23 protein-coding genes are annotated in these 24,395 nt (G+C 65.9%); 8 read left to right on the top strand and 15 right to left on the bottom strand.

Annotated features, from left to right (window positions below; all coding sequences use genetic code 11):
- Positions 1–150: 150 nt before the first annotated feature.
- From bfr to KHP16_RS00920, 10 genes are all read right to left on the bottom strand, one after another.
- On the bottom strand, positions 151–630 hold the full coding sequence (gene bfr / locus KHP16_RS00965; protein WP_109582223.1) for a bacterioferritin: 480 nt from the start codon (positions 628–630) through the stop codon (positions 151–153).
- 124 nt (positions 631–754) lie between these two features.
- Entirely contained in the window at positions 755–1,063 is a 309-nt protein-coding gene (locus KHP16_RS00960) for a (2Fe-2S)-binding protein (RefSeq protein ID WP_109582224.1), read from the bottom strand.
- A gap of 212 nt (positions 1,064–1,275) precedes the next feature.
- Positions 1,276–3,036, bottom strand: coding sequence for a phosphoenolpyruvate--protein phosphotransferase (gene ptsP / locus KHP16_RS00955; RefSeq protein WP_115953860.1), 1,761 nt, complete (start codon positions 3,034–3,036; stop codon positions 1,276–1,278).
- Positions 3,037–3,072: 36 nt separating this feature from the next.
- On the bottom strand, positions 3,073–3,342 hold the full coding sequence (locus KHP16_RS00950; RefSeq protein WP_109582226.1) for an HPr family phosphocarrier protein: 270 nt from the start codon (positions 3,340–3,342) through the stop codon (positions 3,073–3,075).
- On the bottom strand, positions 3,311–3,766 hold the full coding sequence (locus KHP16_RS00945; RefSeq protein WP_109582227.1) for a PTS sugar transporter subunit IIA: 456 nt from the start codon (positions 3,764–3,766) through the stop codon (positions 3,311–3,313). The genes KHP16_RS00950 and KHP16_RS00945 overlap by 32 nt, the downstream gene beginning before the upstream one ends.
- Positions 3,767–3,846: 80 nt before the next feature.
- Entirely contained in the window at positions 3,847–4,803 is a 957-nt protein-coding gene (gene gshB, locus KHP16_RS00940; protein WP_109582228.1) for a glutathione synthase, read from the bottom strand.
- A 29-nt stretch (positions 4,804–4,832) separates the two neighbouring features.
- The gene (gene gshA, locus KHP16_RS00935; RefSeq protein ID WP_109582795.1) at positions 4,833–6,128 is read right to left on the bottom strand and encodes a glutamate--cysteine ligase; all 1,296 of its coding nucleotides are present in this window, start codon (positions 6,126–6,128) and stop codon (positions 4,833–4,835) included.
- Positions 6,129–6,639: 511 nt separating this feature from the next.
- Positions 6,640–8,172: an ammonium transporter gene (amt, locus tag KHP16_RS00930; RefSeq protein ID WP_109582229.1), complete on the bottom strand. Its 1,533-nt coding sequence runs from the start codon at positions 8,170–8,172 to the stop codon at positions 6,640–6,642.
- 31 nt (positions 8,173–8,203) lie between these two features.
- Positions 8,204–8,542: a P-II family nitrogen regulator gene (locus KHP16_RS00925; RefSeq protein ID WP_109582230.1), complete on the bottom strand. Its 339-nt coding sequence runs from the start codon at positions 8,540–8,542 to the stop codon at positions 8,204–8,206.
- A 54-nt stretch (positions 8,543–8,596) separates the two neighbouring features.
- Positions 8,597–9,394: a TorF family putative porin gene (locus tag KHP16_RS00920; protein WP_109582231.1), complete on the bottom strand. Its 798-nt coding sequence runs from the start codon at positions 9,392–9,394 to the stop codon at positions 8,597–8,599.
- A gap of 522 nt (positions 9,395–9,916) precedes the next feature.
- Here KHP16_RS00920 and KHP16_RS00915 point away from each other — a divergent pair.
- The gene (locus KHP16_RS00915) at positions 9,917–10,189 is read left to right on the top strand and encodes an accessory factor UbiK family protein (protein WP_109582232.1); all 273 of its coding nucleotides are present in this window, start codon (positions 9,917–9,919) and stop codon (positions 10,187–10,189) included.
- 118 nt (positions 10,190–10,307) lie between these two features.
- Complete coding sequence (locus KHP16_RS00910; protein ID WP_115953861.1) at positions 10,308–11,846, top strand: YifB family Mg chelatase-like AAA ATPase; 1,539 nt, start codon at positions 10,308–10,310, stop codon at positions 11,844–11,846.
- Between the two features lie 259 nt (positions 11,847–12,105).
- On the opposite strand, the gene KHP16_RS00905 is transcribed toward KHP16_RS00910, so the two are convergent.
- Positions 12,106–12,783, bottom strand: a complete 678-nt coding sequence (locus KHP16_RS00905; RefSeq protein WP_109582247.1) for a LysE family transporter — start codon at positions 12,781–12,783, stop codon at positions 12,106–12,108.
- A 20-nt stretch (positions 12,784–12,803) separates the two neighbouring features.
- On the bottom strand, positions 12,804–13,409 hold the full coding sequence (locus tag KHP16_RS00900) for a hypothetical protein (protein WP_109582248.1): 606 nt from the start codon (positions 13,407–13,409) through the stop codon (positions 12,804–12,806).
- A gap of 147 nt (positions 13,410–13,556) precedes the next feature.
- On the opposite strand from KHP16_RS00900, the gene KHP16_RS00895 reads away from it, so the two are divergent.
- The 3 genes from KHP16_RS00895 to KHP16_RS00885 all read left to right on the top strand — a co-directional run bounded on the left by KHP16_RS00895 (position 13,557) and on the right by KHP16_RS00885 (position 16,970).
- Positions 13,557–14,045, top strand: coding sequence for a SoxW family protein (locus KHP16_RS00895; protein WP_179592701.1), 489 nt, complete (start codon positions 13,557–13,559; stop codon positions 14,043–14,045).
- Between the two features lie 152 nt (positions 14,046–14,197).
- Complete coding sequence (locus KHP16_RS00890) at positions 14,198–14,722, top strand: TlpA disulfide reductase family protein (protein ID WP_121492038.1); 525 nt, start codon at positions 14,198–14,200, stop codon at positions 14,720–14,722.
- A 130-nt stretch (positions 14,723–14,852) separates the two neighbouring features.
- A complete protein-coding gene (locus KHP16_RS00885; protein ID WP_211959437.1) occupies positions 14,853–16,970 on the top strand; it encodes an ATP-dependent helicase in 2,118 nt (705 codons plus the stop codon).
- Between the two features lie 13 nt (positions 16,971–16,983).
- Here KHP16_RS00885 and KHP16_RS00880 read toward each other — a convergent pair whose 3' ends face one another.
- The 3 genes from KHP16_RS00880 to KHP16_RS00870 form a co-directional block, all read right to left on the bottom strand.
- A complete protein-coding gene (locus KHP16_RS00880) occupies positions 16,984–18,303 on the bottom strand; it encodes a sigma-54-dependent transcriptional regulator (RefSeq protein ID WP_121492039.1) in 1,320 nt (439 codons plus the stop codon).
- Between the two features lie 14 nt (positions 18,304–18,317).
- The gene (locus tag KHP16_RS00875; RefSeq protein WP_211959436.1) at positions 18,318–20,333 is read right to left on the bottom strand and encodes a sensor histidine kinase; all 2,016 of its coding nucleotides are present in this window, start codon (positions 20,331–20,333) and stop codon (positions 18,318–18,320) included.
- Between the two features lie 61 nt (positions 20,334–20,394).
- Complete coding sequence (locus KHP16_RS00870) at positions 20,395–21,690, bottom strand: dicarboxylate/amino acid:cation symporter (RefSeq protein WP_109582253.1); 1,296 nt, start codon at positions 21,688–21,690, stop codon at positions 20,395–20,397.
- Between the two features lie 399 nt (positions 21,691–22,089).
- Here KHP16_RS00870 and KHP16_RS00865 point away from each other — a divergent pair, with 399 nt between their 5' ends.
- The 3 genes from KHP16_RS00865 (at position 22,090) to KHP16_RS00855 (ending at position 24,390) form a co-directional block, all read left to right on the top strand.
- A complete protein-coding gene (locus tag KHP16_RS00865; protein ID WP_109582254.1) occupies positions 22,090–22,407 on the top strand; it encodes a (2Fe-2S) ferredoxin domain-containing protein in 318 nt (105 codons plus the stop codon).
- A gap of 103 nt (positions 22,408–22,510) precedes the next feature.
- Entirely contained in the window at positions 22,511–23,164 is a 654-nt protein-coding gene (locus KHP16_RS00860; RefSeq protein WP_109582255.1) for an alpha/beta hydrolase, read from the top strand.
- Between the two features lie 35 nt (positions 23,165–23,199).
- Complete coding sequence (locus KHP16_RS00855) at positions 23,200–24,390, top strand: D-alanyl-D-alanine carboxypeptidase family protein (RefSeq protein WP_109582256.1); 1,191 nt, start codon at positions 23,200–23,202, stop codon at positions 24,388–24,390.
- The last annotated feature ends 5 nt before the right edge of the window (positions 24,391–24,395 follow it).

Genomic DNA, 24,395 nt, shown 5'->3' with positions numbered 1-24,395 from the left:
GGTCATCGGTCCCGGGCGCCCTGACGGGGAGCCACCGCGGGGCCTGTGGAACCGATGACTGGATGAAGACAAGAATCCGAATGAGAACGGTTATTGCCTCATCGCGCACAAAAGCGGTGACGCCTTGTCAGCGTCACGCGCCGCGCCGGCTTATTCGGCGCCGGGCTCCATCTGCGATTGCAGATAGTTCTGCAGGCCAACCTTGTCGATCAGGTCGAGCTGCGTTTCCAGATATTCGATGTGCTCTTCGGTATCCGTGAGGATATCGACGAGGATCTCGCGGCTGACGTAGTCGCCCACCGACTCGCAGTACGCGATGCCTTCCTTGACCGTGGCGTGAGCGGTCTGCTCCAGCTTCAGGTCGCACTTCAGCATTTCGGGCGTGTCTTCGCCGAGCAGCAGCTTGTGCAGATCCTGCAGGTTGGGCAGGCCGTCGAGCATGAGGATACGGTCGATCAGGCGGTCGGCGTGCTTCATCTCGCCGATCGATTCCTTGTACTCGACATCACCGAGCTTCTTCAGGCCCCAGTGGCGGTACATGCGCGCGTGCAGGAAATACTGGTTGATCGCGGTCAGCTCGTTCTTCAGCTGCGCGTTCAGATGCTGGATGACCTTCTTGTCACCTTTCATACGGGGCTCCTAAGTGTGCAAGCGGGCCCGGTGTGAATGCGGAATTCGCGAAAGCACAAAAGCGCGCCGCGGATCTTGTCCGCTGGCACGCTGCATACTTCACAAATTCTGGTGGATCAAAAGCTCAGGCAACAAGCTCGGAGCGTTGATCGTTCGCGACTGCCGGGTCCCGAGCGTCCATTATCGCATGTGGCGCGGAAGCCGAACAGGAAGAAATCTCCACAATCTGAATCGTCGAGATCTTGGGGGCGGGAGACATATTGCGCACAGCAGCCACGCCTTCGGCGAGCACTTCCTTCGCGCAATCGGTGCAACGTCCGCAGCACGTGCCAACGCCGAGCGTTTCGGCTAGCTCATCCATGGTCGAAACGCCAAGATGGGCAGCGCCGTGAATCTCGTGATCGGTGACCTGATTGCAGATGCAGACGTACACAACATACTCCTCGGGGGCTGGGGGCCTCGTGCGACACCGGCATGTCAAGCACGATGAGAGGAGATTAACAGAGATCGAAAATGATAACAATTCCCATTAAACGGCTGTGGTCTATCCGCGGCGGGGGGCGCGGAGACCGTCACTTCCGTGCTTGAATTTGCGACGAAAGTGACGGCGAATCCATGAGGGAAATCGCAATAACCCTTCGAATCTCAGGGTTGTGCCACGCGCTGGAGCGCGGCGGCGAGCTCGTCGGGTTCATACGCGGTGAGCACCTGATCCACGAGGGGACCGAGCCGCTCGCAGTCGGCGTGGATGACCTCCTGCTTCACGCGCAGCAGCTGCGAGGGGTGCATCGAGAACTCGCGCAGACCCATGCCGAGCAGTAGGCGCGTCATCGCGGGATCCCCCGCCATTTCGCCGCACACCGCGACGGGCACGCCCGCGCGGTTCGCCTCGCGGATCGTGCGCGCGACGAGCTGGAGCACCGCCGGATGGCACGGATCGTAAAGGTGCGCCACGGCGTTGTCGGCCCGGTCGATCGCCAGGGTGTACTGGATCAGGTCGTTGGTGCCGATGGACAGGAAGTCCATGCGCCGCAGGAACAGCGGCAGCAGCAGCACGGCCGCCGGAATCTCGATCATCGCGCCGACCTTGACGCCCGGGTCGTACGGCAGGCCGCGCTCGTCGAGCTGCCGCTTGGCTTGCGCGATCAGGTCCAGCGTCTGCGTAATCTCGCTGGCATGCGCCAGCATCGGGATCAGCAGCCGCACGGGGCCGAATGCCGAGGCGCGTAGCAGCGCGCGCAACTGGGTCAGGAACATCGCCGGCTCGGACAGCGACCAACGGATCGCGCGCAGGCCCAGCGCGGGATTCGGCGCGGTCTCGAAGTCCTCGTTGCGCGAGTCAAGCGGCTTGTCGGCGCCGATGTCGATCGTGCGGATCGTCACGGGCAGGCCATGCATCGCCTCCACCGCGCCGCGGTAGGCCGCGAACTGTTCATCCTCGCCCGGCAACTCGTCGCGGCGGTTCATGAACAGGAATTCGGAGCGGAACAGGCCCACGCCCACGGCGCCGGCAGCCAGCGCGGAACCCGCATCCTCGGCCATCTCGATATTGGCGAGCAGCTCGATCTCGAGGCCGTCGAGCGTGACGGCGGGCGTATGCCGCAGCCGCTGCAGGCGCTTCTTTTCCAGCGCGCGTTCGCTCTGGCGGTGGCGGTATTCCTCGAGGATGATCGGCGACGGATCGACGATGACGAGGCCCGCGTCGCCATCGATGATGATCCAGTCGTCCTGGCGGATCAGCTCGCTGGCGCTCTTGACGCCCACCGCGGCGGGAATGTCGAGGCTGCGCGCGACGATCGCGGTATGCGAAGTCCGGCCGCCGAGGTCCGTGACAAAGCCGTGGAACACGGTATGGCGGAACTGGAGCATGTCCGCCGGGGAGATATCGTGGGCGACGACGATGACGCCGGGCGCGGGTTCGCCGTCCGGCGCCAGCGCGGGCACGGGCGCGGGGGCCAGCACGGGCGCGCCGGCAAGCACCTTGAGAATCCGCTCGACCACCTGCTCGATGTCGGCCTTGCGCTCGCGCAGGTACTCGTCCTCGATCTCGTCGAACTGACGCATCAACTCCTCGAGCCGCGTGGTCAGCGCCCATTCCGCGTTGTAGCGGCGGTTGCGGATCAGCGCCTCGGGCTCCTCGGACAACGCTTCGTCGTCGAGGATCATCGCGTGCACGTCGAGGAAGGCGCCCATTTCCTCCGGCGCATCGCGCGGCAGGTCCCGCTTCAGCGTAACCAGTTCCGCGCGCACCGCGGCCCGCGCGTCGCGCAATCGCCCGACCTCGGCTTCTATCCGGTCCTCATCCACCAGATAATGCGAGACGTCGAGCGCAGCGGGCGCGAGAAGATGGGCGCGCCCGATGGCGACCCCACGCGAAACCGGAATGCCGTGCAAGGCAAAGGGCATGAACCGCTCCGATCAGGAACGTTGAAGAAACCTGCGTTACTCACCCTCGCCGAAGCGATTGGCGATCAGCGCCAGCAGGGCGTCCATCGCCTCCTGCTCGTCGGGACCGTCGATCTCGAGCGTGACCGTGGAGCCGATACCCGCCGCCAGCATCATCACCCCCATGATGCTTTTGGCATCGACCTGCCGCCCATTGCGCGACATCTTGACCTGACTCGAGAACTTGCCCGCCAGCTGGGTCAGTTTGGCCGAGGCCCGGGCATGCAGCCCGAGCTTATTGATGATGGTGGTGTCCCTCTGCAGCATATTTATCGGGGTGGTTGGCTTGTTGATTCTGAACAGTGGTGGCACCGACCTGCAGCACGCCCTGCGCGCCGCCGGCGAGGGCCTTGGTCGCCAGCTGGTCGAGCTTTTCCGCGCGATAGCAGATGGCACGGACCAGCATGGGCAGATTGACGCCGGCCAGCACCTTGACGCGGCCGGGGTCGGCGAGACGCGCGGCGATGTTCGCGGGCGTGGCGCCGAAGATATCGGTCAGGACGAGCGCGCCGTTGTCCTCGGAGACCGCGGCCAGGCGTCGTCGCGCCTCGGCCAGCACGGCAGCGGGGTCGGCATCGGGCACGACGTCGATCGCCTCGAGCCGCGGCGGCTGGCCGCAGTAGACGTGGGCAGCGCAATCGCGCAGCGCCGAAGCCAGCGGTGCATGCGCGATGATGAGGATTCCTGCCATGGTGGTGAGCGCGTTGGGATGCTCGAATTGTAGCAGGCCCCCCTTCGCGCCATTCCGCTTATCCGGCCGCCTGTGGTGCGCTAGCCTCGGTCCGCTTCCGCCACTGCCGCTTCCAGCGCGTCGATGAACATGCCCGCGACGTCGAAGCCGGTCTGCTGCGTGATTTCCTGGAAACAGGTCGGGCTCGTCACATTGACCTCGGTCAGGTAGTCGCCGATCACGTCGAGACCCACGAGCAGCAGGCCTTGCGCCCACAGTCCCGGAGCCAGCGTCTCCGCGATCTCGCGATCGCGCGCGCTCAGTTCCTGCGCACGACCGAGGCCGCCCGCGGCGAGGTTGCCGCGGACCTCGCTTCCCTGCGGAATACGCGCAAGCGAGTACGGCACGGGCTTGCCGCCGATCAGCAGGATGCGCTTGTCGCCCTCCTTGATGGCCGGGATGAAGCGCTGGACCATCAGCGTGCGCGCGCCGTTGTCGCCGAGCGTCTCGACGATCGAGCCAAGATTCATGGCGTCCGGCCCGACGCGGAAGATCCCCATGCCGCCCATGCCGTCCAGCGGCTTGACGATGATGTCCTGATGCTCGGCGTGGAACGCCCGAATGCGGTCGGCATCGCGCGTGACCAGCGTCGGCGTGACGAACTGCGGATAGCGGCCGATGGCCAGCTTCTCCGAATGGTCGCGGATCGCGCGCGGCTTGTTGAAGATGCGCGCCCCTTGATCCTCCGCCAGCTCCAGCATCCACGTGCTGGTCACGTATTCCATGTCGAACGGCGGGTCCTTGCGCATCAGCACCGCGTCGAACGCCGCCAGCGGCTGCCGCCCGGGCTCGCCGAGGTTGAACCAGTCGTACGCGTCATCGCGGAGTTCGAGCGGACGCACGGTGGCCTCGACCACGTTGTCCGCGAGCGAAAGCTGCGACTGCAGGCAGAAGAACAGCTCGTGCCCGCGGGACGCCGCCTTGGTCATCATCGCGTAGGTGGAGTCCTTGTACGTCTTGAAGGTCTCGAGCGGATCGGTGATGAAGAGAATGCGCATTGTCGTCTTCTAAGGCGTGCCGTCGGCGATCAGAGGATGGGATTCGGGTCGGTCTTCTCGAGCTCGATCGAGGCGGCCAGCAGCGCAAGGCGTGCCACCACGCCATACATATAGAAGCGGTTCGGCACGGCCGCGCCGGGCTTGGCGTGGCTGTCCGGGATCCCGTTCGGCGCGAAGGCCAGAGGCACGAAGTGCATGCCGGGCGCGTTCAGGTTCTCGTCGTTGCCACGGCCCGTGTGGACGCGATAGAAGCCGCCCACCACGTAGCGGTCGATCATGTAGACCACCGGTTCGGCGACCGCCTCGTTGACCTTCTCGAACGTGTGCACGCCTTCCTGGATGATGACGTCGGAGACCTCGAGGCCTTCCTTGACGACGCTCATCTTGTTGCGCTCCTTGCGGTTCAGGCCCTTGACCTCGGACGGATCGCGCACGGTCATGATGCCCATGCCATAGGTGCCGGCATCGGCCTTGACCACGACGTACGGCGTTTCCTTGATGCCGTACTCGCGATACTTCTTGGCGATCTTCTTGAGCACGCCTTCCACCGCGTCGGCCAGTTCTTCCTCGCCCACGCGCTCGTGGAAATCCACGCCCGACGTGCGCGCGAAGTACGGATTGACCATCCACGGGTCGATGTCGATCAGGCGCGCGAACTTCTTGGCCACCTCGTCATAGGCGGCGAAGTGGCTGCTCTTGCGACGCGTGGACCAGCCCGCGTGCAGCGGCGGCAGCAGGTACTGCTCGTTGATGTTCTCGAGCACCGGCGGCACGCCGGCCGACAGATCGTTGTTCAACAGGATCGAGCACGGGTCGAAGTTCTCGAGGCCCAGGCGGCGGCCCTTGGTGCCCAGCCGCGTCAGCGGCTCGACGACCAGCGTCTGGCCGTCCGGCAGCTCGATCGGGGTGGGTTCGGTGATGTCTTCCGACAGCGAGCCCAGCCGCACGTTGAGGCCGGCCTGGCGCATGATGAGCGACAAACGGGCCACGTTCTGCAGATAGAACATGTTCCGCGTGTGACGCTCGGGGATCAGCAGCAGGTTCTTGGCGTCCGGGCAGATCTTCTCGATCGCGGCCATGGCGGCCTGGACGGCCAGCGGCAGCATTTCCGGGGCGAGGTTGTTGAAACCGCCCGGGAACAGGTTGGTGTCGACCGGCGCCAGCTTGAAGCCGGCATTGCGCAGGTCCACCGAACAGTAGAACGGAGGCGTATGTTCCTGCCATTCCAGCCTGAACCAGCGCTCGATGGACGGCGTGGCGTCCAGTATCTTCTTCTCGAGTTCGAGCAGTGGACCGTTCAGAGCGGTGATGAGATGCGGGACCATATCCATCCTAATTGATCGTCTTTATTGTCCGCCCCGATTGTAGAGGAACGGCCAATAGCCTGCAGGCATGGTTCGCATAACATTATGCGCAGGCTGGTGAATGCAGCCGATATGGGGTCGATCGGGCGGATTTCAAACGGACGGCCGGCGGGATAAAAAAGGGCGGCGGGCGCCGGGGCAAAAAAGCGTGGCGGGCGCCGCGATACCAAAAAAAAAAGCGCGGCGGGCGCCGCGCTTTCAAATGGCCTGACAGATACGGGGAGCGTTCTGCAGGTGGAGGAAACTGCCTCACTGGCACTGTATGTGCGCTCCCACTCAAAGACAATTGAGACTTTTTAAGATCGGAGTTAAGCACTCTGCGAATATTGACTCCCGGACCTGTCCCGCCCCGCGCGGCCCGTTGCGCGGCCTTGCCTGGCGGGCGTCAGAAAAGAAAAAGCCCGGCACGAGGCCGGGCAAAACTCCTGAGAGAAGATTCCCAATCAGCTCTCCAGCACAACACTTTTGTGGATCACACCTCGTAGGCGGTTTCGCCGTGGGAGGTAATGTCCAGACCTTCGCGCTCTTCCTCTTCGGGAACGCGCAGGCCAATCAGCATGTCAACCAGCTTGAAGGCCACCAGGGCCACGATGCCCGACCACACCACGGTGGTCAGCACGCCTTCGAACTGGATCCAGACCTGTCCGGCGATCGAGTAGTCGTCCGCCACCTTGTTGGCCACGTAGTCGTAGATGCCGACGCCGCCGAGGCTCGGGGCCGCGAACACGCCGGTCAGCAGCGCGCCGACGATACCGCCCACGCCGTGGACGCCGAACACGTCGAGCGAGTCGTCCATGCCCAGCATGCGCTTGAGGCCAGTTACGCCCCACAGGCACAGCAGGCCGGCGACCAGGCCCATCACGATCGAGCCCATCGGACCGACGAAGCCGGCCGCCGGGGTGATGGCCACGAGGCCGGCGACGGCGCCCGAGGCACCACCGAGCATCGAGGGCTTGCCCTTGCCGATCCACTCCCCGAAGGTCCACGACAGCACGGCGGCGCAGGTGGCCAGCAGCGTGTTGACGAAGGCCAGGGCGGCACCGCCGTTGGCTTCCAGACCCGAGCCGGCGTTGAAGCCGAACCAGCCGAACCACAGCAGCGAGGCGCCGACCATCGTGAACGTCAGGCTGTGCGGACGGATCGCTTCACGGCCGAAGCCGATGCGCTTGCCATACATGAAGGCGCCCACGAGACCGGCGACGGCCGCGTTGATGTGCACCACCGTACCGCCGGCATAGTCGAGCGCGCCCTTCTGGAACAGCCAGCCAGCCTTCGCGGTAGCTGCGGTCGCGGCGGCGGCGTCGGTGTAGGCGTCCGGACCCGGCCAGAACCAGACCATGTGGGCCATCGGGATGTACGAGAACGTGAACCACAGGACCACGAACACGAGCACGGCCGAGAACTTGGCGCGCTCGGCGAAGGCGCCGATGATCAGGCCGCAGGTGATGGCCGCGAAGGCGCACTGGAAGGCGAAGAAGCCCAGTTCCGGCACGACGACGCCCTTGCTGAAGGTCGCGCCGACGGCGTCGACGTTGAGGCCCTTCATGAACAGGCGATCGGTGCCGCCGAAGAACGCATTGCCTTCGGTGAACGCGAAGCTATAGCCGTAGATCGCCCACAGGAGCGACACCAGCGAGAAGATCACGAGGCACTGCATGAGCACCGACAGCATGTTCTTCGAGCGGACGAGGCCGCCGTAGAACAGCGCGAGGCCGGGCAGCGTCATCAGGATCACGAATGCGGTGCAGACCAGCAGCCAGGCGGTGTCGCCCTTGTTCGGGACCGGCGCGGGCGCAGCGGCCGGCGCGGCTTCCGCGGCGGCCGGCGCTGCGGCAGCGGGAGCAGCTGCAGCGGCCGGTGCCGCAGTGGCGGCAGCGGCGGGGGCCGACGCTTCGGCAGCGGGCTTGTCCTGCGCCACGGCAAGGGTGGACGTGCCGAGTGCGGCCGTGCCGAGGGCCAGCGACATTGCGCCGGCTGTCAGGATTCGCTTGAACCAGGTTTTCATTGGATTAACCTCTTGTCTTTGTGTCTCTGTCTCACAGGGCATCGCCGCCGGTCTCGCCGGTGCGGATGCGGATGACCTGTTCGATCGGTGCGATAAAAATCTTGCCGTCACCGATCTTGCCGGTGCGTGCCGACTTCTCGATGGCTTCGATGGCGCGATCGACCACGTCGTCCGGCACGGCGACTTCGATCTTCACCTTCGGAAGGAAGTCGACGATGTATTCGGCGCCGCGATAGAGCTCGGTATGGCCCTTCTGGCGTCCAAAGCCCTTGACCTCGGTCACGGTAATGCCGGACACGCCCACGTCGGACAGTGCTTCGCGCACCTCGTCGAGCTTGAACGGCTTGATGACTGCAATGATGAGTTTCATCGGGTTTCTCCTGTTGGCGGCGCCGTGCACGGCGCCGCGCGGCCGGATGCTTGTTTAGAAAGTCTTGGTGATCGATGCCCAGGCCGTGGCCTTGCCGACGTAGCGGCCACGGGTGTTCGTGTAGACCGACTTGTCGGCATTCGTGTCGATGTACGCGACGGCGATGGAGAAACCCTTGCCGAGGTCCTTCGTCAGGCCGACCTTCCAGTCCGTGTACGACGCGTCGCTGAAGTTGGCCACGTGCTGGTAGCCCACATGGGCGTTGAACGTCAGGTCCCAGAAGTTCAGCGGCACGTTGGCGCCGAGGTCTACGTAATAGCTGTTCTTGCTGTCGTCGAAGCCAAACAGGTTGGTCACGGCGTGCGAGTACTTCAGGAACACGGGGCCCCAGCCGATGCCCGCGTAGAGTTCCGTAGTGTAAGGACGCGTGGTTGTGTAGCCGCCCGGGTAGTAGTACTCGAGCACGCCCACGTCATAGTTGAATTCCAGTTCCGACACCTTGAAGGTGTTCTTGAAGCCCGCGTAGAAGTCCATTTCCACCGGCGCCGACACCGACGAGTCGGCGTCCTCGAGCCAGCTGATGCTCGAGTTCCAGTTACCGACGTAGAAGCCGCTGGAATGCGAATAGTCGAAACCACCCTGGATCGCCGGACGACGGTTGGTCTGGCTGATACCGCGATAGCGGTAGTCGGTCACCAGTGCCACGTTAGCGGAGAACGTGTGCGGCGACGCTTCCTCGGCGGGCGCTGCGGCGGGGGCCGCGGCATCCGGGGCGCTCTGGGCGAGCGCGGCGGATGCCGCAAGGCTCAACAGGGCCGCACTGACGCTGACTGCGAGGGTCGACTTCTTCATGGGTGATTCCTCCTTTTCCTCAATCTTCATGGGCTCGTGAAGCTACTGTTCTTGAGTGTGGCCCCGCTCTGTATCGCGGCTGGCTCTTTGGCTTCATTACTGCAACAGGCGTGCCAGCCTGTATCGCCGATGAAATTCATGGAGGTTTCGGCGGTCAAACAGATGGACGTGCGCCGTCAGAACCACTTTTGCCCAGATGGATGGAGCCAGTCGTGCTTTCGCGAAAACACGAAAAGATGCGGGCAAACCCTTGCCACGGCTTTCATGGCGGGCGCCAAGGGGTCATAATCCGCGTCATGCGGGGGCCGAAAAGTCGTGTAACCTGCGCGCGGTCGTGCGGTGGGCAAACCACAGGGGCGGTGGCGGCGAGCGCGCCGTGCCCCCGGCGGGAATTGCCCCATCGCAGTGCATGACCATGCCGGGGCGAACCCAGTGCGCCACGCGCGTGCACAAACAAGGTGCGAGCGTGCGGGACGCGGCGCAAGCCTCTCGAACCGTTATCCGTTTTTAAGGAGTTTCGCCATGAAACCGACCGATCTCTTCAACGATCTGCAGAGCAAGGTCAGCGAGGCGTTGCGCAATTCGCCGGCCAAGGACATCGAGAAGAACGTCCGCAGCATGATGAGCCAGGGCTTTGCGCGCCTCGACCTCGTGACCCGCGAGGAATTCGACGTGCAATCCCAGGTGCTGGCCCGCACGCGTGCCCGTTTAGAGGAACTCGAAGCGCGCGTGACCGAACTCGAGCGGAAGCTCGGGGCGGGGACTGGCACCCCTACGGGTGGCGGCGGCGTCTGACGACGGCCCCCTCCCCTCACGCGCCGAAGGCCGCCAGCGATGGCGGCCTTCTTCTTTTTGCCCCAGCACGTGCCCGCACGAAAGGAAGCCGCCCCCTGCCCCAACGTCAACGAGAGCCATGACCCTCGCCGTATTGCACAGCCGCGCGCTGACGGGCATCGACGCCCCGCCGGTATCGGTGGAAATCCACCTGGCCAACGGCCTGCCCGCGTTCAATATCGTCGGGCTGGCCGAGACCGAAGTGCGGGAGGCACGCGAACGCGTGCGCGCCGCGCTGCTCCATTGCGCGTTCGACTTTCCCAGCCGGCGGATTACCGTGAATCTGGCACCTGCCGACTTGCCCAAGGAGTCGGGGCGCTTCGACTTGCCGATTGCATTGGGAATTCTCGCCGCGAGCGGGCAGTTGCCGGGAGATCGGCTCGACGATTTCGAGTTCATCGGGGAGGTGTCGCTCTCGGGTGAGCTACGTGCCGTGCGCGGTGCGCTCGCCATGGCAATGGGGCTCGCGCGGGACAACATCGCGCGCGCGCGTTTTGGTTCCGATGCGCGGACGTTCATCGTACCGGCCGGTAACGGGCCCGAGGCCGCCCTCGTGGACGGCCTGCGGGTGCTGCCGGCGGACACGCTGGCCGAGGTCTGCGCGCATCTCGGCGGCAAGCCCGAGCATCAGATCGGCGTCGCGCGCGCGCCATCGCTGGTCACGAGCGCCGCGGAGGTTCCGGACCTGCTCGATGTGCGAGGGCAATTGCAGGCCCGGCGCGCGCTGGAGATCGCCGCGGCGGGACAGCACTCCGCCTTGCTGGTCGGCCCGCCGGGCACGGGCAAGTCGATGCTGGCGCAGCGGTTCGCCGGGCTGCTGCCGCCGATGACGCCCGACGAGGCGCTCGAGGCGGCCGCGGTGTCGAGTCTGACGGCGGGAGGATTTCAGCCATCGGTGTGGGGCCGCCGGCCGTTTCGCGCGCCGCATCACACGGCATCGGCGGCGGCGATGGTGGGCGGCGGCGGAAATCCACGGCCCGGCGAGATTTCTCTGGCGCACCATGGCGTGCTGTTTCTCGACGAGTTGCCCGAGTTCGAACGACGGGTACTCGAGGTCTTGCGTGAGCCGCTCGAGACCGGGCGCATCACGATTGCACGGGCGACGGCGCATGCCGATTTTCCCGCGCGGTTCCAGTTCATCGCGGCGATGAATCCCTGCCCCTGCGGGTACCTCGGCCATCCTTCGCGGCCGTGCCGTTGCACGCCGGACCAGATCCGGCGCTATCAGTCGCGGGTGTCGGGGCCGTTGCTAGATCGTATCGATCTGCAGCTCGAGCTGCCGGCCCAGAGTCATGAGGAGATGCTCGATGGGCCGGTCGGCGAGGCCAGCGCGGCGGTGCGCCTGCGCGTGATCGCGGCGCGCGAGCGGCAGATGGCGCGGCAGGGCAAGCCCAACGGCGATCTTGGCGGCCGCGAGATCGACGCGGCGTGTCCGCTCGACGATGCGGCGCAGGCGTTGCTGCGCGGGGCGATGCACAAGCTCGCCTGGTCCGCGCGGGCGTACTTCCGCGTGCTCAAGGTGGCCCGCACGATCGCGGACCTCGACGGCGCGGACACGCTCGCCATCCGGCACGTCGCGGAAGCGATCCAGTACCGGCGGGCGTTGCGGAGTGGCTAGTGGCTAGTGGCGCGATCCACGACCGGCGGTTCCAGCGGCGGGGGTGGCGGTTCCTCGATCGGGGGCAGGTCGGGCGGGATGCCCGGAGGCGGCGGGATGTCGGGCGGGGGTTCCCGATGGGCGTGAAGGGGGACGCGAAGGGGGACGTGAAGGGGGACGTGGAGGGGGACATGAGGGTGCATGGGCGCTCCTTGCAGGGACTGCTTCCCATTGAAGCAAACCGGGGCAGCGTTCGCCACCCGCGGTTTGCCACGCCGGCTCAGGCGTGATGGCGGCGCACGAAGAACAATGCGGTGCCCACGGCCATCAGCACGCTGCCGAAGAAGCGGTTTTGCCAGCGCAGCGCGCTCGCATTGCGGAACAACCCTTGCATGCGCGAGGCCAGCAGCGCGTAGCCATGCATCACCGTCAGATCCACCGCGCACATCGTCACCGCGAGGATGGCCAGCTGCGTGGCCAGCGGATGCGTCGTGTCGATGAACTGCGGCAGCACGGCCACCATGAATACGATGCCCTTCGGATTGGTCGCGTTGGTCAGCACGCCCGTCGCGAACCGCCGCTCGCGGCTCATCATCGGCACGCGGACGGGGCCGGCCGCGTTGTTGGCCCCGTTGTTGGCCTCATTGTTGGCCCCATTGTCGCCCTTGACCTCCACCCGCGCGCGCCATTGCTGGATGCCGAGGTAGATGAGGTACAACGCGCCGACGGTCTTGACCGCGAGGAACGCGTGCTCGGACGCCAGCAGCAGCGCGCCGAGGCCACCGCCCGCGATCAGCAGGATCATCACGAGGCCGACCTGCAGGCCAAGGATCGTTGTGGTCGCGCGGCGGACGCCATAGGACAGGCCATGGCTCATCGACAGCACGGCGCCGGATCCCGGCGACACCGCGATGACCCAGCATGCCGCGAAATATGCGACCCAGACTTCCCAACGCATTGCTCGTACTCCGTTTGGTTTCAATAAGGATGGAAGCCGGTCAGGAACTGCTCGACCTGCTCCGATTGTCGTTGATCGCGCGCGGCGTCTCCCGCTTCCAGCACCACGGCCTGATAGACATGCCTGCCCGACGCCACGAGCCGCGCCGTGAGGCGGCGCGGCGACTGGTCCTGCGGGGAGATGCCGGCCACCTGCACCTCCACGGCATCGAGCGCGATGGCGGGCGCTGCCGCGGTCGTGACCTTGACCGCGCGCGCGCTCGGAGGCTCGCTGGTGTGCGTGCCGAGGTTTGCGGCGAGTCCCGCCTGCATCGACTCGAGGGCCTGCTGGCGGAGCGCGGCGTCGTCTTCAGGCAGCGTCACGACGCCCACGGCGAACAGCGTGTCGTCAATGCGGGCGGCTTCCATGGTCATCGGCAGCTTGCGGCCCGCGATCGAGACGTCTCTCGCGGCGCGGGTGGGCTTGGCCGGATAGAGCGCCGCATAGCCGCCCTCTTGCGAGACCGTGGTTCGCCAGTCGTAGCGGGGGGAGCAGGCGGACAGGGCGAAGGCGACCAGCAGCACCAGCAGCATTCGCAGCGGAGAGAGGGACGGCAGCAACGGCAGCGGGGGCAAGAGACGAGGCATGCGGGTTCGTGGGCTCGCGGGGCCGCTAGCCCCGTGTCAGTCGGCGGCATCCGCGGGGCCGTATGGTGCCCGGCGCATGCGGAACCTTACAGCGGTTAGCGGCGCAAATCGCTATTATCGGGGAAAGCCTTGTCTCGGTGACGCCTCATGATTTCCCTCCCCCGCCACTCGCTCCGAATGTCTCGCCTGCTTGCCGCCGCGGCGCTGCTGCTCGCGACGGCGGCCTACGCGGCCACGGCCGATCATTTGCCGTGGATGACCGACGTGCCGGCGCAGACCGCCGCGGCCGGCAAGGCTGGCGAGCCGCTTGTGGTGCTCGTGAGCCTGCCGGGGTGCGTGTATTGCGAAGCCGTGCGGCGCAACTATCTGGCGCCGCAGGCGGCGTCGGGCGAGATTCGCGTGCGGGAGATCGATATGACGTCGGACGTGCCTGTGCGCGATGCGGATGGCACGATGACCACCGCGCGGGCCTGGGCGCGGGCGCGCAACATCAGCGCGGCCCCTACCGTGCTGTTTCTTGACCGTAACGGGCGCAACGCCGCCGCGCCGCTGCGGGGGATGTCGCCGGATTTCTACGGCGCGTATTTCGAACAGGCGCTCGATACCGCGCGGGAAAAAGTGGCCGCCGCGCGCTGAGGGTGGCCACCCGCGTGCCAAGCGGCGCGGCTGCGGCGGAATGACGCAGGCCCGTTGCAGGGCGCGCGATCAACGACGGTAATTCCCACGCGGCAGTAGAATAGCCGTCATCGCGGGCTCCCACCCCGCCCGTCCCCATCACGGACCGCCATATGTCGACCTCCGCTACCTCCGGCAGCAAGCGCCTGCCCATCGCCATCGCCGCCCTCGTCATCGTGGCCGTGCTCGGCTGGTTTGGTTTCCGGGCGCTGTCGCCGGCCAACGCCGCGCCGGCCGCCACCTTCACGCTGCTGTCCGGCGACAAGGTCGGCACCGCGGACCTAAAGGGCAAGGTGTATATCGTGAATTTCTGGGCCACGAGCTGCACGACGTGCGTCAAGGAAATGCCCGACATGGTCAAGACCTACAAGCAGTTCAAGGACAAGGGTCTCGAGTTCGTCGCCGTGGCAATGAACTACGACCCGCCCATGTACGTGATGAACTACGCCAAGACGCGCGAACTGCCGTTCAAGGTCGCCATGGACTCCGATGGCACGGCCGCCAAGGCATTCGGCAACGTGCAGCTGACGCCGACCACGTTCGTCGTGGACAAGAACGGCAAGATCCTCAAGCGCTACGTAGGCGAGCCCGAGTGGGACGCCCTGCACAAGCTGCTGGAAGGCGCGCTCGCGGCGTAACCACCGCCGGCCACTGCCCCCCGCTGTTCATCACTTAAGGGTGCCGTAAGGCACCTTTTTTGTTGTGCGCTTGATTCCGCATGCTGTATGCATATACAGTGGGCGCCAGCTTTCGTCCTTGCCGCCCGCCGTGTCCATCGAACTTGCCCCCGACGTCACTTCCGCGTCAATCGCCCAGCCGTCTGCTCCGCCGAGCTACCTCGACAAGCTCAATCCCGAGCAGCGCGCGGCGGTGGAACACGCCGGCGATGCGCCGCTGCTGATCATCGCGGGCGCCGGCTCCGGCAAGACCAATACGCTGGCGCATCGCGTGGCGCATCTGGTGCTCGCCGGCGCCGATCCGCGCCGCATCCTGCTTTTGACCTTCTCGCGCCGCGCTGCGGCGGAGATGGGCCGGCGCGTCGAACGGATCGTCGATCAGGCACTGGGCACGAACACCGGCGCGGGCCGCGCGGCGCTGCAATGGTCGGGCACGTTCCACGCGATCGGCGCGCGCCTGTTGCGCGAATACGCGGAGACGCTAGGCCTCGCGCAGAGCTTCACCATCAGCGATCGCGGCGACTCGGCGGACCTGATGCACGTGGTGCGCCACGACCTCGGCCTGTCGGAGCAGACCTCCCGTTTTCCGCGCAAGGAGACCTGCCTCGCGATCTACTCGCGCGTGGTCAATACGCAGTTGCCGCTCGAGGTCGTGCTGAAGACCCAGTTTCCGCGCTACGCCATGTGGGCAGAGGCGCTGAACGGCCTGTTCGCGGGTTACGTGGAAGCGAAACAGAAACAGCAGGTGCTCGATTACGACGATCTGCTGCTCTACTGGGCACAGGCGATGCAGGAGCCCGCTATCGCGCAGGACATGGGCGCCCGCTTCGACCACGTGCTCGTCGACGAATATCAGGACACCAATGCGCTGCAGGCATCGATCCTGCTCGCGCTCAAACCCGATGGCCGCGGCCTGACCGTGGTGGGCGACGACGCGCAGTCGATCTACGCGTTCCGCGGCGCTACCGTGCGCAATATCCTCGATTTCCCGAAGCACTTCACGCCGGCCGCGCATCAGGTCACGCTGTCGCAGAACTACCGGTCGACGCAACCGATCCTGACCGCGGCGAACGCGGTCATCGGTCTCGCCGCCGAGCGCTTCACCAAGGACCTGTGGTCGGATCGCGAATCCGCCGAGAAACCTGGCGTGGTCGTCGTCAACGACGAAGCCGATCAGGCGCGCTTCGTGGTCGAGCAGATTCTCGCGCGGCGCGAGGCGGGCCTGACGCTGATGTCGCAGGCCGTGCTGTTCCGCGCGGCCGACCATAGCGCGCAGGTCGAGATCGAACTCGCGCGCCGCAATATCCCGTTCGTCAAGTTCGGCGGCCTGAAGTTTCTGGAATCGACGCACGTGAAGGACGTAATGGCCGTGCTGCGCTGGTTCGAGAATCCGCGCGACCGCATGGCGGGCTTCCGGACATTGCAGCTGTTGCCGGGCGTGGGGCCGAAGACGGCCGGGCGCGTGCTCGATGGGCTGGAGAGCGCGATGTCGTTATCGCCCGCCTCCCCCCTGGATGCGCTGTCGGCCTTCGACCCGCCACCCGCCGCGGCGCCGGCGTGGGCCGAACTGCTGACGCTCGCGAATGCGCTCATGGTGCCGGCCACCGCGTGGCCCTCCGCATTCGAGCAAGTCATCGCGTGGTACGAGCCGCACCTCGAACGGCTGCACGACGATGCCGCCGCGCGGCAGGCCGATCTGCAGCAACTGGAACGCATCGCCGCGACCTATGCCTCGCGCGAGCGTTTCCTGACCGAACTCACGCTCGATCCGCCGAGCGCGTCGAGCGATGAATCGGGGGTACCGTCGCGCGACGAGGACTACCTGATCCTGTCGACGATCCACTCCGCGAAGGGGCAGGAATGGAAGGCGGTGTACGTGCTGAATGCGGTGGATGGCTGCATGCCATCGGACCTTGCCACGGGCACCACGGAGGAAATCGAGGAAGAGCGGCGGCTGCTGTACGTGGCGATGACGCGCGCCAAGGACCACCTCGATGTCATCGTGCCGCAACGCTTCTACGTGCATCAGCAGGTGGGCTTCGGCGACAAGCATGTGTACGCCTCGCGTACGCGCTTCCTGCCCAATCGCGTGATGCCGAACTTCTACAGCCGCTCCTGGCCGCCGCCGCCGATGCCGGGCGATGCCCCGGCCAGGGCGCCGTTGCCGAAGATGGATCTCGCGCAGCGCATGCGCGGCATGTGGAAGTGATCGGCGCTTACGGTTACAGCCCGTACCGTTTGATCTTGTCGTACAGCGTCGCCTTGCCCACCTGCAGCAGATCGGCCGCCTGACTCACCGCGCCGCCCGTGCGCGCCAGCACGTCGGCGATGACCGCGCGCTCGTAGTGCTCCATGCGCTCGCGCAATGGCTGCGTGTCGTCGTGCGCGTCGATCTTCGCCTGATTGCCCTCGGGCACGCCGAGCACGAAGCGGTCGGCCGCATTGCGCAACTCGCGCACGTTGCCGGGCCAGGGGCGCTGCATCAGCGCCTGCCGTTGCGTCTCCGACAGGATCGGCGCGGGCCGCTGGTAGCGCACGGCCGACACCAGCATGAAGTGTTCGAACAGCGGCACGATGTCCTCGCGCCGGTCGCGCAGCGGCGGCAGCGGAATCGTGACGACGTTGAGGCGGTAGTACAAATCCTGCCGAAATACCCCCTGCTCCACCAACGCTTCCATATCGCCCTTGGCGGCCGCGACGATGCGGACGTCGATACGGATCGACGCGTTCGAGCCCAGCCGTTCCAGCGTCCCTTCCTGCAACACACGCAGCAGCTTGACCTGCAGCGCCAGCGGCATGCTTTCGATCTCGTCGAGGAACAGCGTGCCGCCCGAGGCGTGTTCGAGCTTGCCCACGCGCCGCTTGCCCGCGCCCGTGAACGCGCCGGCCTCATGGCCGAACATTTCGCTCTCGAAGATCGACTCGGGCACCGCGCCGCAATTCAGCGCGATGAAAGGCGCCTCGCGCCGCGTGGACAGCGCATGCAGGCTGCGCGCGACGAGTTCCTTGCCGGTACCCGTCTCGCCGTTGATCATGACGGGCACGTCGGTGGCGGCGACGTTGGCGATGAGGCCGCGCACTTGCTCGATCGCGGGCGACCGGCCGATGATGCGCGTGCCCGCGGCGGGCCCGGCGAGCTCGCGCCGCAACGCCACGTTCTCCAGTTCGAGCGCGCGGCGTTCGAGCGCGCGCCGCACGGTATCGGTCAGGCGATCGGCGCCGAACGGCTTTTCGATGAAGTCGTACGCGCCCTCGCGCATCGCCTGCACGGCCATCGTGATATCGCCGTGGCCCGTGACGAGAATCACGGGCACGCCGGGCGCCACGTTGCGGCAGTGATGGAGCAGGTCGAGTCCGCTGGCGCCGCCAAGGCGCACGTCGGTGACCAGCACGCCGGGAAAATCGGGCGCGAGGTGCGGCATCGCCGCTTCCGCGGACGGCAGCGCCAGCACGGAGAATCCGGCCAGTTCGAGGCTCTGTGCCGTGGCCTGTCTCACCAGCGGCTCGTCCTCGACGAACAGCACACGCAAACCGTCTTGCATTTTCAGTTCCTGCTTCAGTGATGGACGGGCTGGTGCGCCCGCCGCAATGTCACCACGAATTCCGCGCCGTCCTCCACGTTGCGCGCGGCGAGTTGCCCGCCGAATTCGCGCACGATCGACGTGGAAATCGCGAGGCCGAGTCCGAGGCCCTGCCCGATCTCCTTCGTCGTGAAGAACGGCTCGAAAAGGCGTGGCAACGCTTCGGCCGCGATGCCGCCGCCATTGTCGCGCACCGTCACCGTGACCAGCGATTCATTCGACCTGACGGTGATGTCGATACGCCCCGCCACGCGCGCGGACGCAATGGCGTCGAGCGCGTTGCCGACGAGGTTCAGCAGCACCTGCTCCAGCTTGAGTTCGTCCGCCCACACCGAAATATCGGCGAGGCCAGAGACGTCGTCGCCATCGTCTATCCCATGCACGGCGATCACGGTGCCGGCCGTGCGCGGCGCGGTAATCGCGAGCACATGATCGATCGCCGCCCGCACGCGTACCGCGTTGCGCCGCGGCCGCGCCTTGCCCGCGAAAAGCTTGAGCTGCCCCGTGATCTTGCCCATGCGCTCGGTCAGGTCCGCAATGGCCGCGAGGTTGCCCGTGGCGGCATCCAGCTGGCCGCGTTCCAGCAACACGCGCGTGTTGTCGGAGAACGTGCGCAGCGCGGCGAGCGGCTGGTTGAGTTCGTGCGTGATGCCCGCGGCCATCTGCCCGAGTGCCGCAAGCTTGCTTGCCTGCACGAGTTCGTCCTGCGTGGCGCGCAACTCCTTCTCCGCGCGAGTGCGCTCGACCACCTCGCCTTCGAGCTGCTCGTTGATGGCCATCAGGTCCGCCGTGCGCGCCTCCACGCGGCGTTCGAGTTCGTCGTAGGCGGCCTCGAGCAACCGGCGGCTGTACTGCATGTCGCGCGCGCGCTGGCGGCGCTGGCGCAGGTTCACGAGCAACAGGCAGACGCAGGCGTAGGCGAGCGCCGCGCCGATGGTCGCGTTGCGGGCGGCGGACAGCACCGGCTCCAGCGGCGCCATGACCTGCATGGTCCATCCGGCGGGCCCGACCGTGCGGCTGATTTCGAGGTAGCGGCCGCGGTCGTCCTCAAGGTCGAGCCCCACACGCTCGGCAATCGCCTCGGTCGCATGCTTGTCCGCGCCCACGCGGACGAGCCGCGCGCCGTCGGGCAGCGTCGTTTCCGCGATCCAGCGGGTGATCGGCGACCTGAGCGGCTCCAGCGGCAGCGGGGTGACGTCCTTGTCGTGGTACTGCCGCGTGTCATAGAGCTCGGCCCGCAGATCCGCGGGCAGCGGCCGCAACGTGCGGTACTGCCATTCGGGCACGGAAGACAGGAAGATCACGCCATGGTCGTCGCTGACCATCAGCGGCTCCGCGCTGCCGCCGCCGGCGCGCTGGAACCATTCGAGGTTGAGCTTGACGACGGTCACGCCGATGACCTTGCCATCGGCTTCGACCGGCTGCGCGATGTAGTAGCCGGGTTCGTCGTTGGTCACACCGATCGCGTAGAAGCGGCCGATGTCGCCCCGCGCGGCGATCTGGAAATACGGACGGAAGCGGTAGTCGGTGCCGACAAAGCTGCCGGCCTCGCCATGATTGCTCGCGGCGAGCGCGATGCCATTGGCGGCGATCACGTACGTGGCGGAGGCACGCGCGCGGCGGTTGACGTCGACCAGGTAGGCATTGGCCGCGTCGATATGCGCACGGTCGTTGGGATTCTGCAGCAGCCCGCGCACGAAAGGATGCAGCGAGACCAGCGCGGGGAGGAATTCGTAGCGGTCGAGCGTGCTCTCGAGCGTCGCGGCGTAGCGGTCCGCGCGCGTGGCCGTCGATTGCTGCAGCCCGGCGATGCCGCGCTGCACGGAGACCAGCCACGTGAGCGCGCACAGCACAAGCAGACCCGCCGCGAGCGCGGCCGCGAAGGCCCACCACCGCGACATGGCGCCCGGTGCGTCCGGCGCGTGCGGCGCGACCCCGTCGCGCGGAGCGGCGGGGTCGTGGACCGTGAGGAAGTCGTCGGAGTGGGGCATCGGCGCGCGGGAAGAAACCTGCGCCGATGATACCCGCTGGCGGCGGGCCCCGGACGACACGTCAGCGGGCGCCCTGACCGGCGTCGGCGAGCCCGACGGAATCATCTTCGCCACGCAGCACGCGGTTGAGGCGCGCCCGATCCAGTTCGCGTTCCCATGCGGACACGACGACCGTTGCCACGCCGTTACCGATGATGTTGGTCAGCGCGCGGCACTCGCTCATGAAGCGGTCGATGCCGAGGATCAGCACCATGCCCGCCACGGGGATGTCCGGCACCACGGCCAGCGTCGCCGCCAGCGTGATGAAGCCGGACCCCGTCACGCCGCTCGCGCCCTTGGACGTCAGCATCGCCACCGCGAGGATGGTCAGCTGCTGCCACAGCGTCAGGTCGATACCCGTCGCCTGCGCGATGAACACCACGGCCAGCGTCATGTAGATGTTGGTGCCGTCGAGGTTGAACGAGTAACCGGTCGGCACCACGAGGCCTACCACGGGCTTGGAGCAGCCGAGGCGCTCCATCTTCTCCATCAGATGCGGCAGCGCGGCTTCCGAGGAGCTCGTTCCCAGCACGATCAGCAGTTCTTCCTTGATGTAGGAGACGAAGCGGATGATCGAGAAGCCCGTGAAGCGCGCGATGGTGCCCAGCACCACGAGCACGAACAGCACGGCCGTGAAGTAGAACGTGCCGATGAGCTTGAGCAGCGGCACCAGCGAACCCAGACCGTACTTGCCGATGGTGAAGGCCATCGCACCGAACGCGCCGATGGGGGCGACCTTCGTGATCACGTGGACGATATGGAAGAACACCTTCGAGACCTGATCCACCATGTCGTGAATCACCTTCGCGCGGTCGCCGACGACGCCGAGGGCCGAGCCGAAGAACAACGACACCAGCAGGATCTGCAGGATGTCGCCATTGGCGAATGCGCTGAAGATCGTGTCCGGGATGATGTGCATCAGGAATTCGACGCTGCTCTGGCCGTGGGCCTTCGATACGTATTGCGAGATCGACTTGGTATCGAGCGTCGCCGGATCGATGTTGAAGCCGACGCCGGGCTTCAGCAGGTGGGCGGCGCACAGGCCGATCAGCAGCGCGAACGTCGAGACGATCTCGAAGTACAGCAGCGCCTTGCCGCCGACGCGGCCGACCTTCTTCATGTCGCGCATGCCGGCGATACCGGAGACGACCGTACAGAAGATGATCGGGCCGATGATCATCTTGATGAGCTTGATGAAGGCATCGCCGAGCGGTTTCATCTCGACAGCCGTGCCGGGCCAGAAATGGCCCAGCACGATGCCGACGAAAATCGCGAACAGCACCTGCACGTACAGGATCTTGTAGAAGGGTTTCCTCATGATGTCGTCCTCGGTATTTGACCGTGACGGATGCCGTGGACCGGCAACCGATTTCCGCACGTCTCGGAATTGCGACGCGTCTGGTTGTAACCTTTTGCAACGCGCATGCCAGTGCATACATGGTGACTAACCCATTGATTCGAAACATTTTCCCGATTCGACTCAGCATCAATGCTCCGGCTTTCCGGAAATCCGGAAACGACGCGTCCGGATTTCCGGAAGAAATAGCGATGTAAAGAGCACTTAAAGGCCGGTCGCGAGCGGCTAAAACATCATCCGAACGGGTCTGGCACCCCCGCGGCGGCGCCAGATTCCGGAAATCCGGGCATGCCCCAAAACGGGTTGCGGGCGTGCGGGGACGTATAATTGCGAGCTTCACTCGATCGCCCCGTCCGCCGCATGAGCAGCCACTTCAAACACCACGTCTTCTTCTGCCTGAACCAGCGCGAGAACGGCAAGGCCTGCTGCGCCGACCACAACGCGAAGGCGATGCAGCAGTACGCCAAGAAGCGTTGCAAGGAGCTCGGTATCTCGGGCGAAGGGCGCGTGCGGATCAATCAGGCCGGTTGTCTCGACCGGTGTGAACTCGGACCGGTGCTTGTGGTCTACCCCGAGGCCGTTTGGTACACCTTCGTCGACGAGCAGGACATCGACGAGATCATCGAGAGCCATCTGGTCAACGGCAAGCCTGTCGAGCGCCTGATGGTCGATCGGTAAGCGTCCGTCGTTGCCACCGTTGGCAACGTTGCTGTCCGTGCAGTTCCGCTTTCCCCCTGCTTTGCATCCCTGAGCCCGTCCAGACGTACTCCTGCCCGCTACCATGAACGCGCATACCGAGGTTCTCTCCATTCCCGGCCCCGTCGGCGCCATCGACATCTCAGTCGATCGCCCGCAGAACGCGCCCGTGCGCGGTCTCGCGCTGGTCTCGCATCCGCATCCGCTGTTTGCCGGCACCAAGGACAACAAGGTCGCGCAGACGCTCGCGCGCACCTTCGTGGCGCTCGGCTATGCGACCGTGCGGCCGAACTTTCGCGGCGTCGGCGGGACCGAGGGCGAGCATGACAAGGGCATCGGCGAGCAGGACGATCAGCTCGCGGTCATCGCGTGGATGCGCCAGCAGACCGCGTGGTCGCCGGACGTGGCCACGCTGCCCCTCGCGCTCGGCGGCTTTTCGTTCGGCAGCTTCGTGACCACGCATGTGGCACGGCGGCTCGCCGAAGCGGGCACGCCCGCACAGCGCCTGGCGCTCGTCGGTACGGCCGCGAGCCGCTGGGAGGTCTGCGACGTGCCGGCCGACACCATCGTGATCCATGGCGAGCTGGACGACACCGTGCCGCTGGCCAGCGTGCTGGACTGGGCGCGGCCGCAGGAACTGCCCGTGATCGTGATCCCGGGCGCCGATCATTTCTTCCATCGAAAGCTGCACCTGATCAAGCAGCTCATCGTCAACGCCTGGGCGACCACGTCTGCCTGACGTTTATTCTTTTTCGAATCTTGGGTAATACAACAATGATGAACAGAGCCATGCCGCACCTCGCGCCCATCGCCGCCGTCGCACTCGCCGCCACTCTGGCCACCGCGCCCATGGCCGTGCTCGCGCAGGGCGTGCCGATGCCGCAGGTTGCCGCCAAGTCCTGGATGCTCTACGACGTGACGAGCGGCCAGGCCCTTGCCTCGCAGAACGCGGACATGCGAATCGAGCCCGCGTCGCTGACGAAGCTGATGACCGCGTACCTCGCGTTTGCCGCGCTCAAGGAAAAGCGCCTGACGCTCGAGCAGACCGTGGTGCCGACCTCGCTCGTGCTGAAGGTCAAGAGCGACGAGTCCCGCATGTTCATCGAGCCGAACAAGCCCGTCAGCGTGCAGGACCTGCTGCTGGGCCTGATCGTGCAGTCGGGCAACGATGCCGCGCTCGCGCTGGCCGAGGCCGTGGGCGGCTCGGAGGAAGGCTTCGTCAAGATGATGAACGACGAGGCCGCGCGCATGGGCCTCAAGGGCACGCACTTCACGAACACGGACGGGATTCCCGACCCGAACCACTACACGACGGCCGTGGATCTGGCCACGCTGACCACGCGCCTGATCAACGACTTCCCCGAGTACTATCCGATGTACTCGCAGAAGGAGTTCACCTATAACAAGATCAGGCAGCCGAACCGCAACCGCCTGCTCTACATCGACCCGACCGTCGATGGCGTGAAGACCGGCCATACGAAGTCGGCCGGCTACTGCCTGATCTCGTCGGCCAAGCGCCCGCTCGCCAATGTGCCGAACGGCTCGCGCCGCCTCGTGTCGATCGTGATCGGCACCGTGAGCGAGCAGACGCGTACCGCGGAAAGCCTGAAGATCCTCAACTACGGCTTCCAGTTCTTCGACACGCTGCGCCTGTACGACAAGGGCCAGGTGCTCGCGACGCCGGACATCTACAAGGGCAAGTCGGGTACCGTCAAGATCGGTGTGGCCACCGAGACGTTCGTGACCGTGCCGAAGGGCACCGGCGGCCGCCTCAAGCCTGTGCTGGAGCGCCAGGAACTGCTGATCGCGCCGATCTCGGCGGGCCAGCAGGTCGGCACCGTCAAGCTGATGGACGGCAATACGAAGGTCGGAGAGTTCCCGGTGGTTGCGCTCGAGGAAGTGCCCGAGGCCGGTTTCTTCGGCCGCCTGTGGGACACGATCCGTCTCTGGTTCAAGCGCAAGTAATTCGT

Source organism: Cupriavidus plantarum (assembly GCF_905397285.1).
GTDB classification, from domain to species: domain Bacteria; phylum Pseudomonadota; class Gammaproteobacteria; order Burkholderiales; family Burkholderiaceae; genus Cupriavidus; species Cupriavidus plantarum.
Note: the sequence above shows the minus strand (reverse complement) of the source record. Positions and strands in the feature narration are given on the sequence as shown.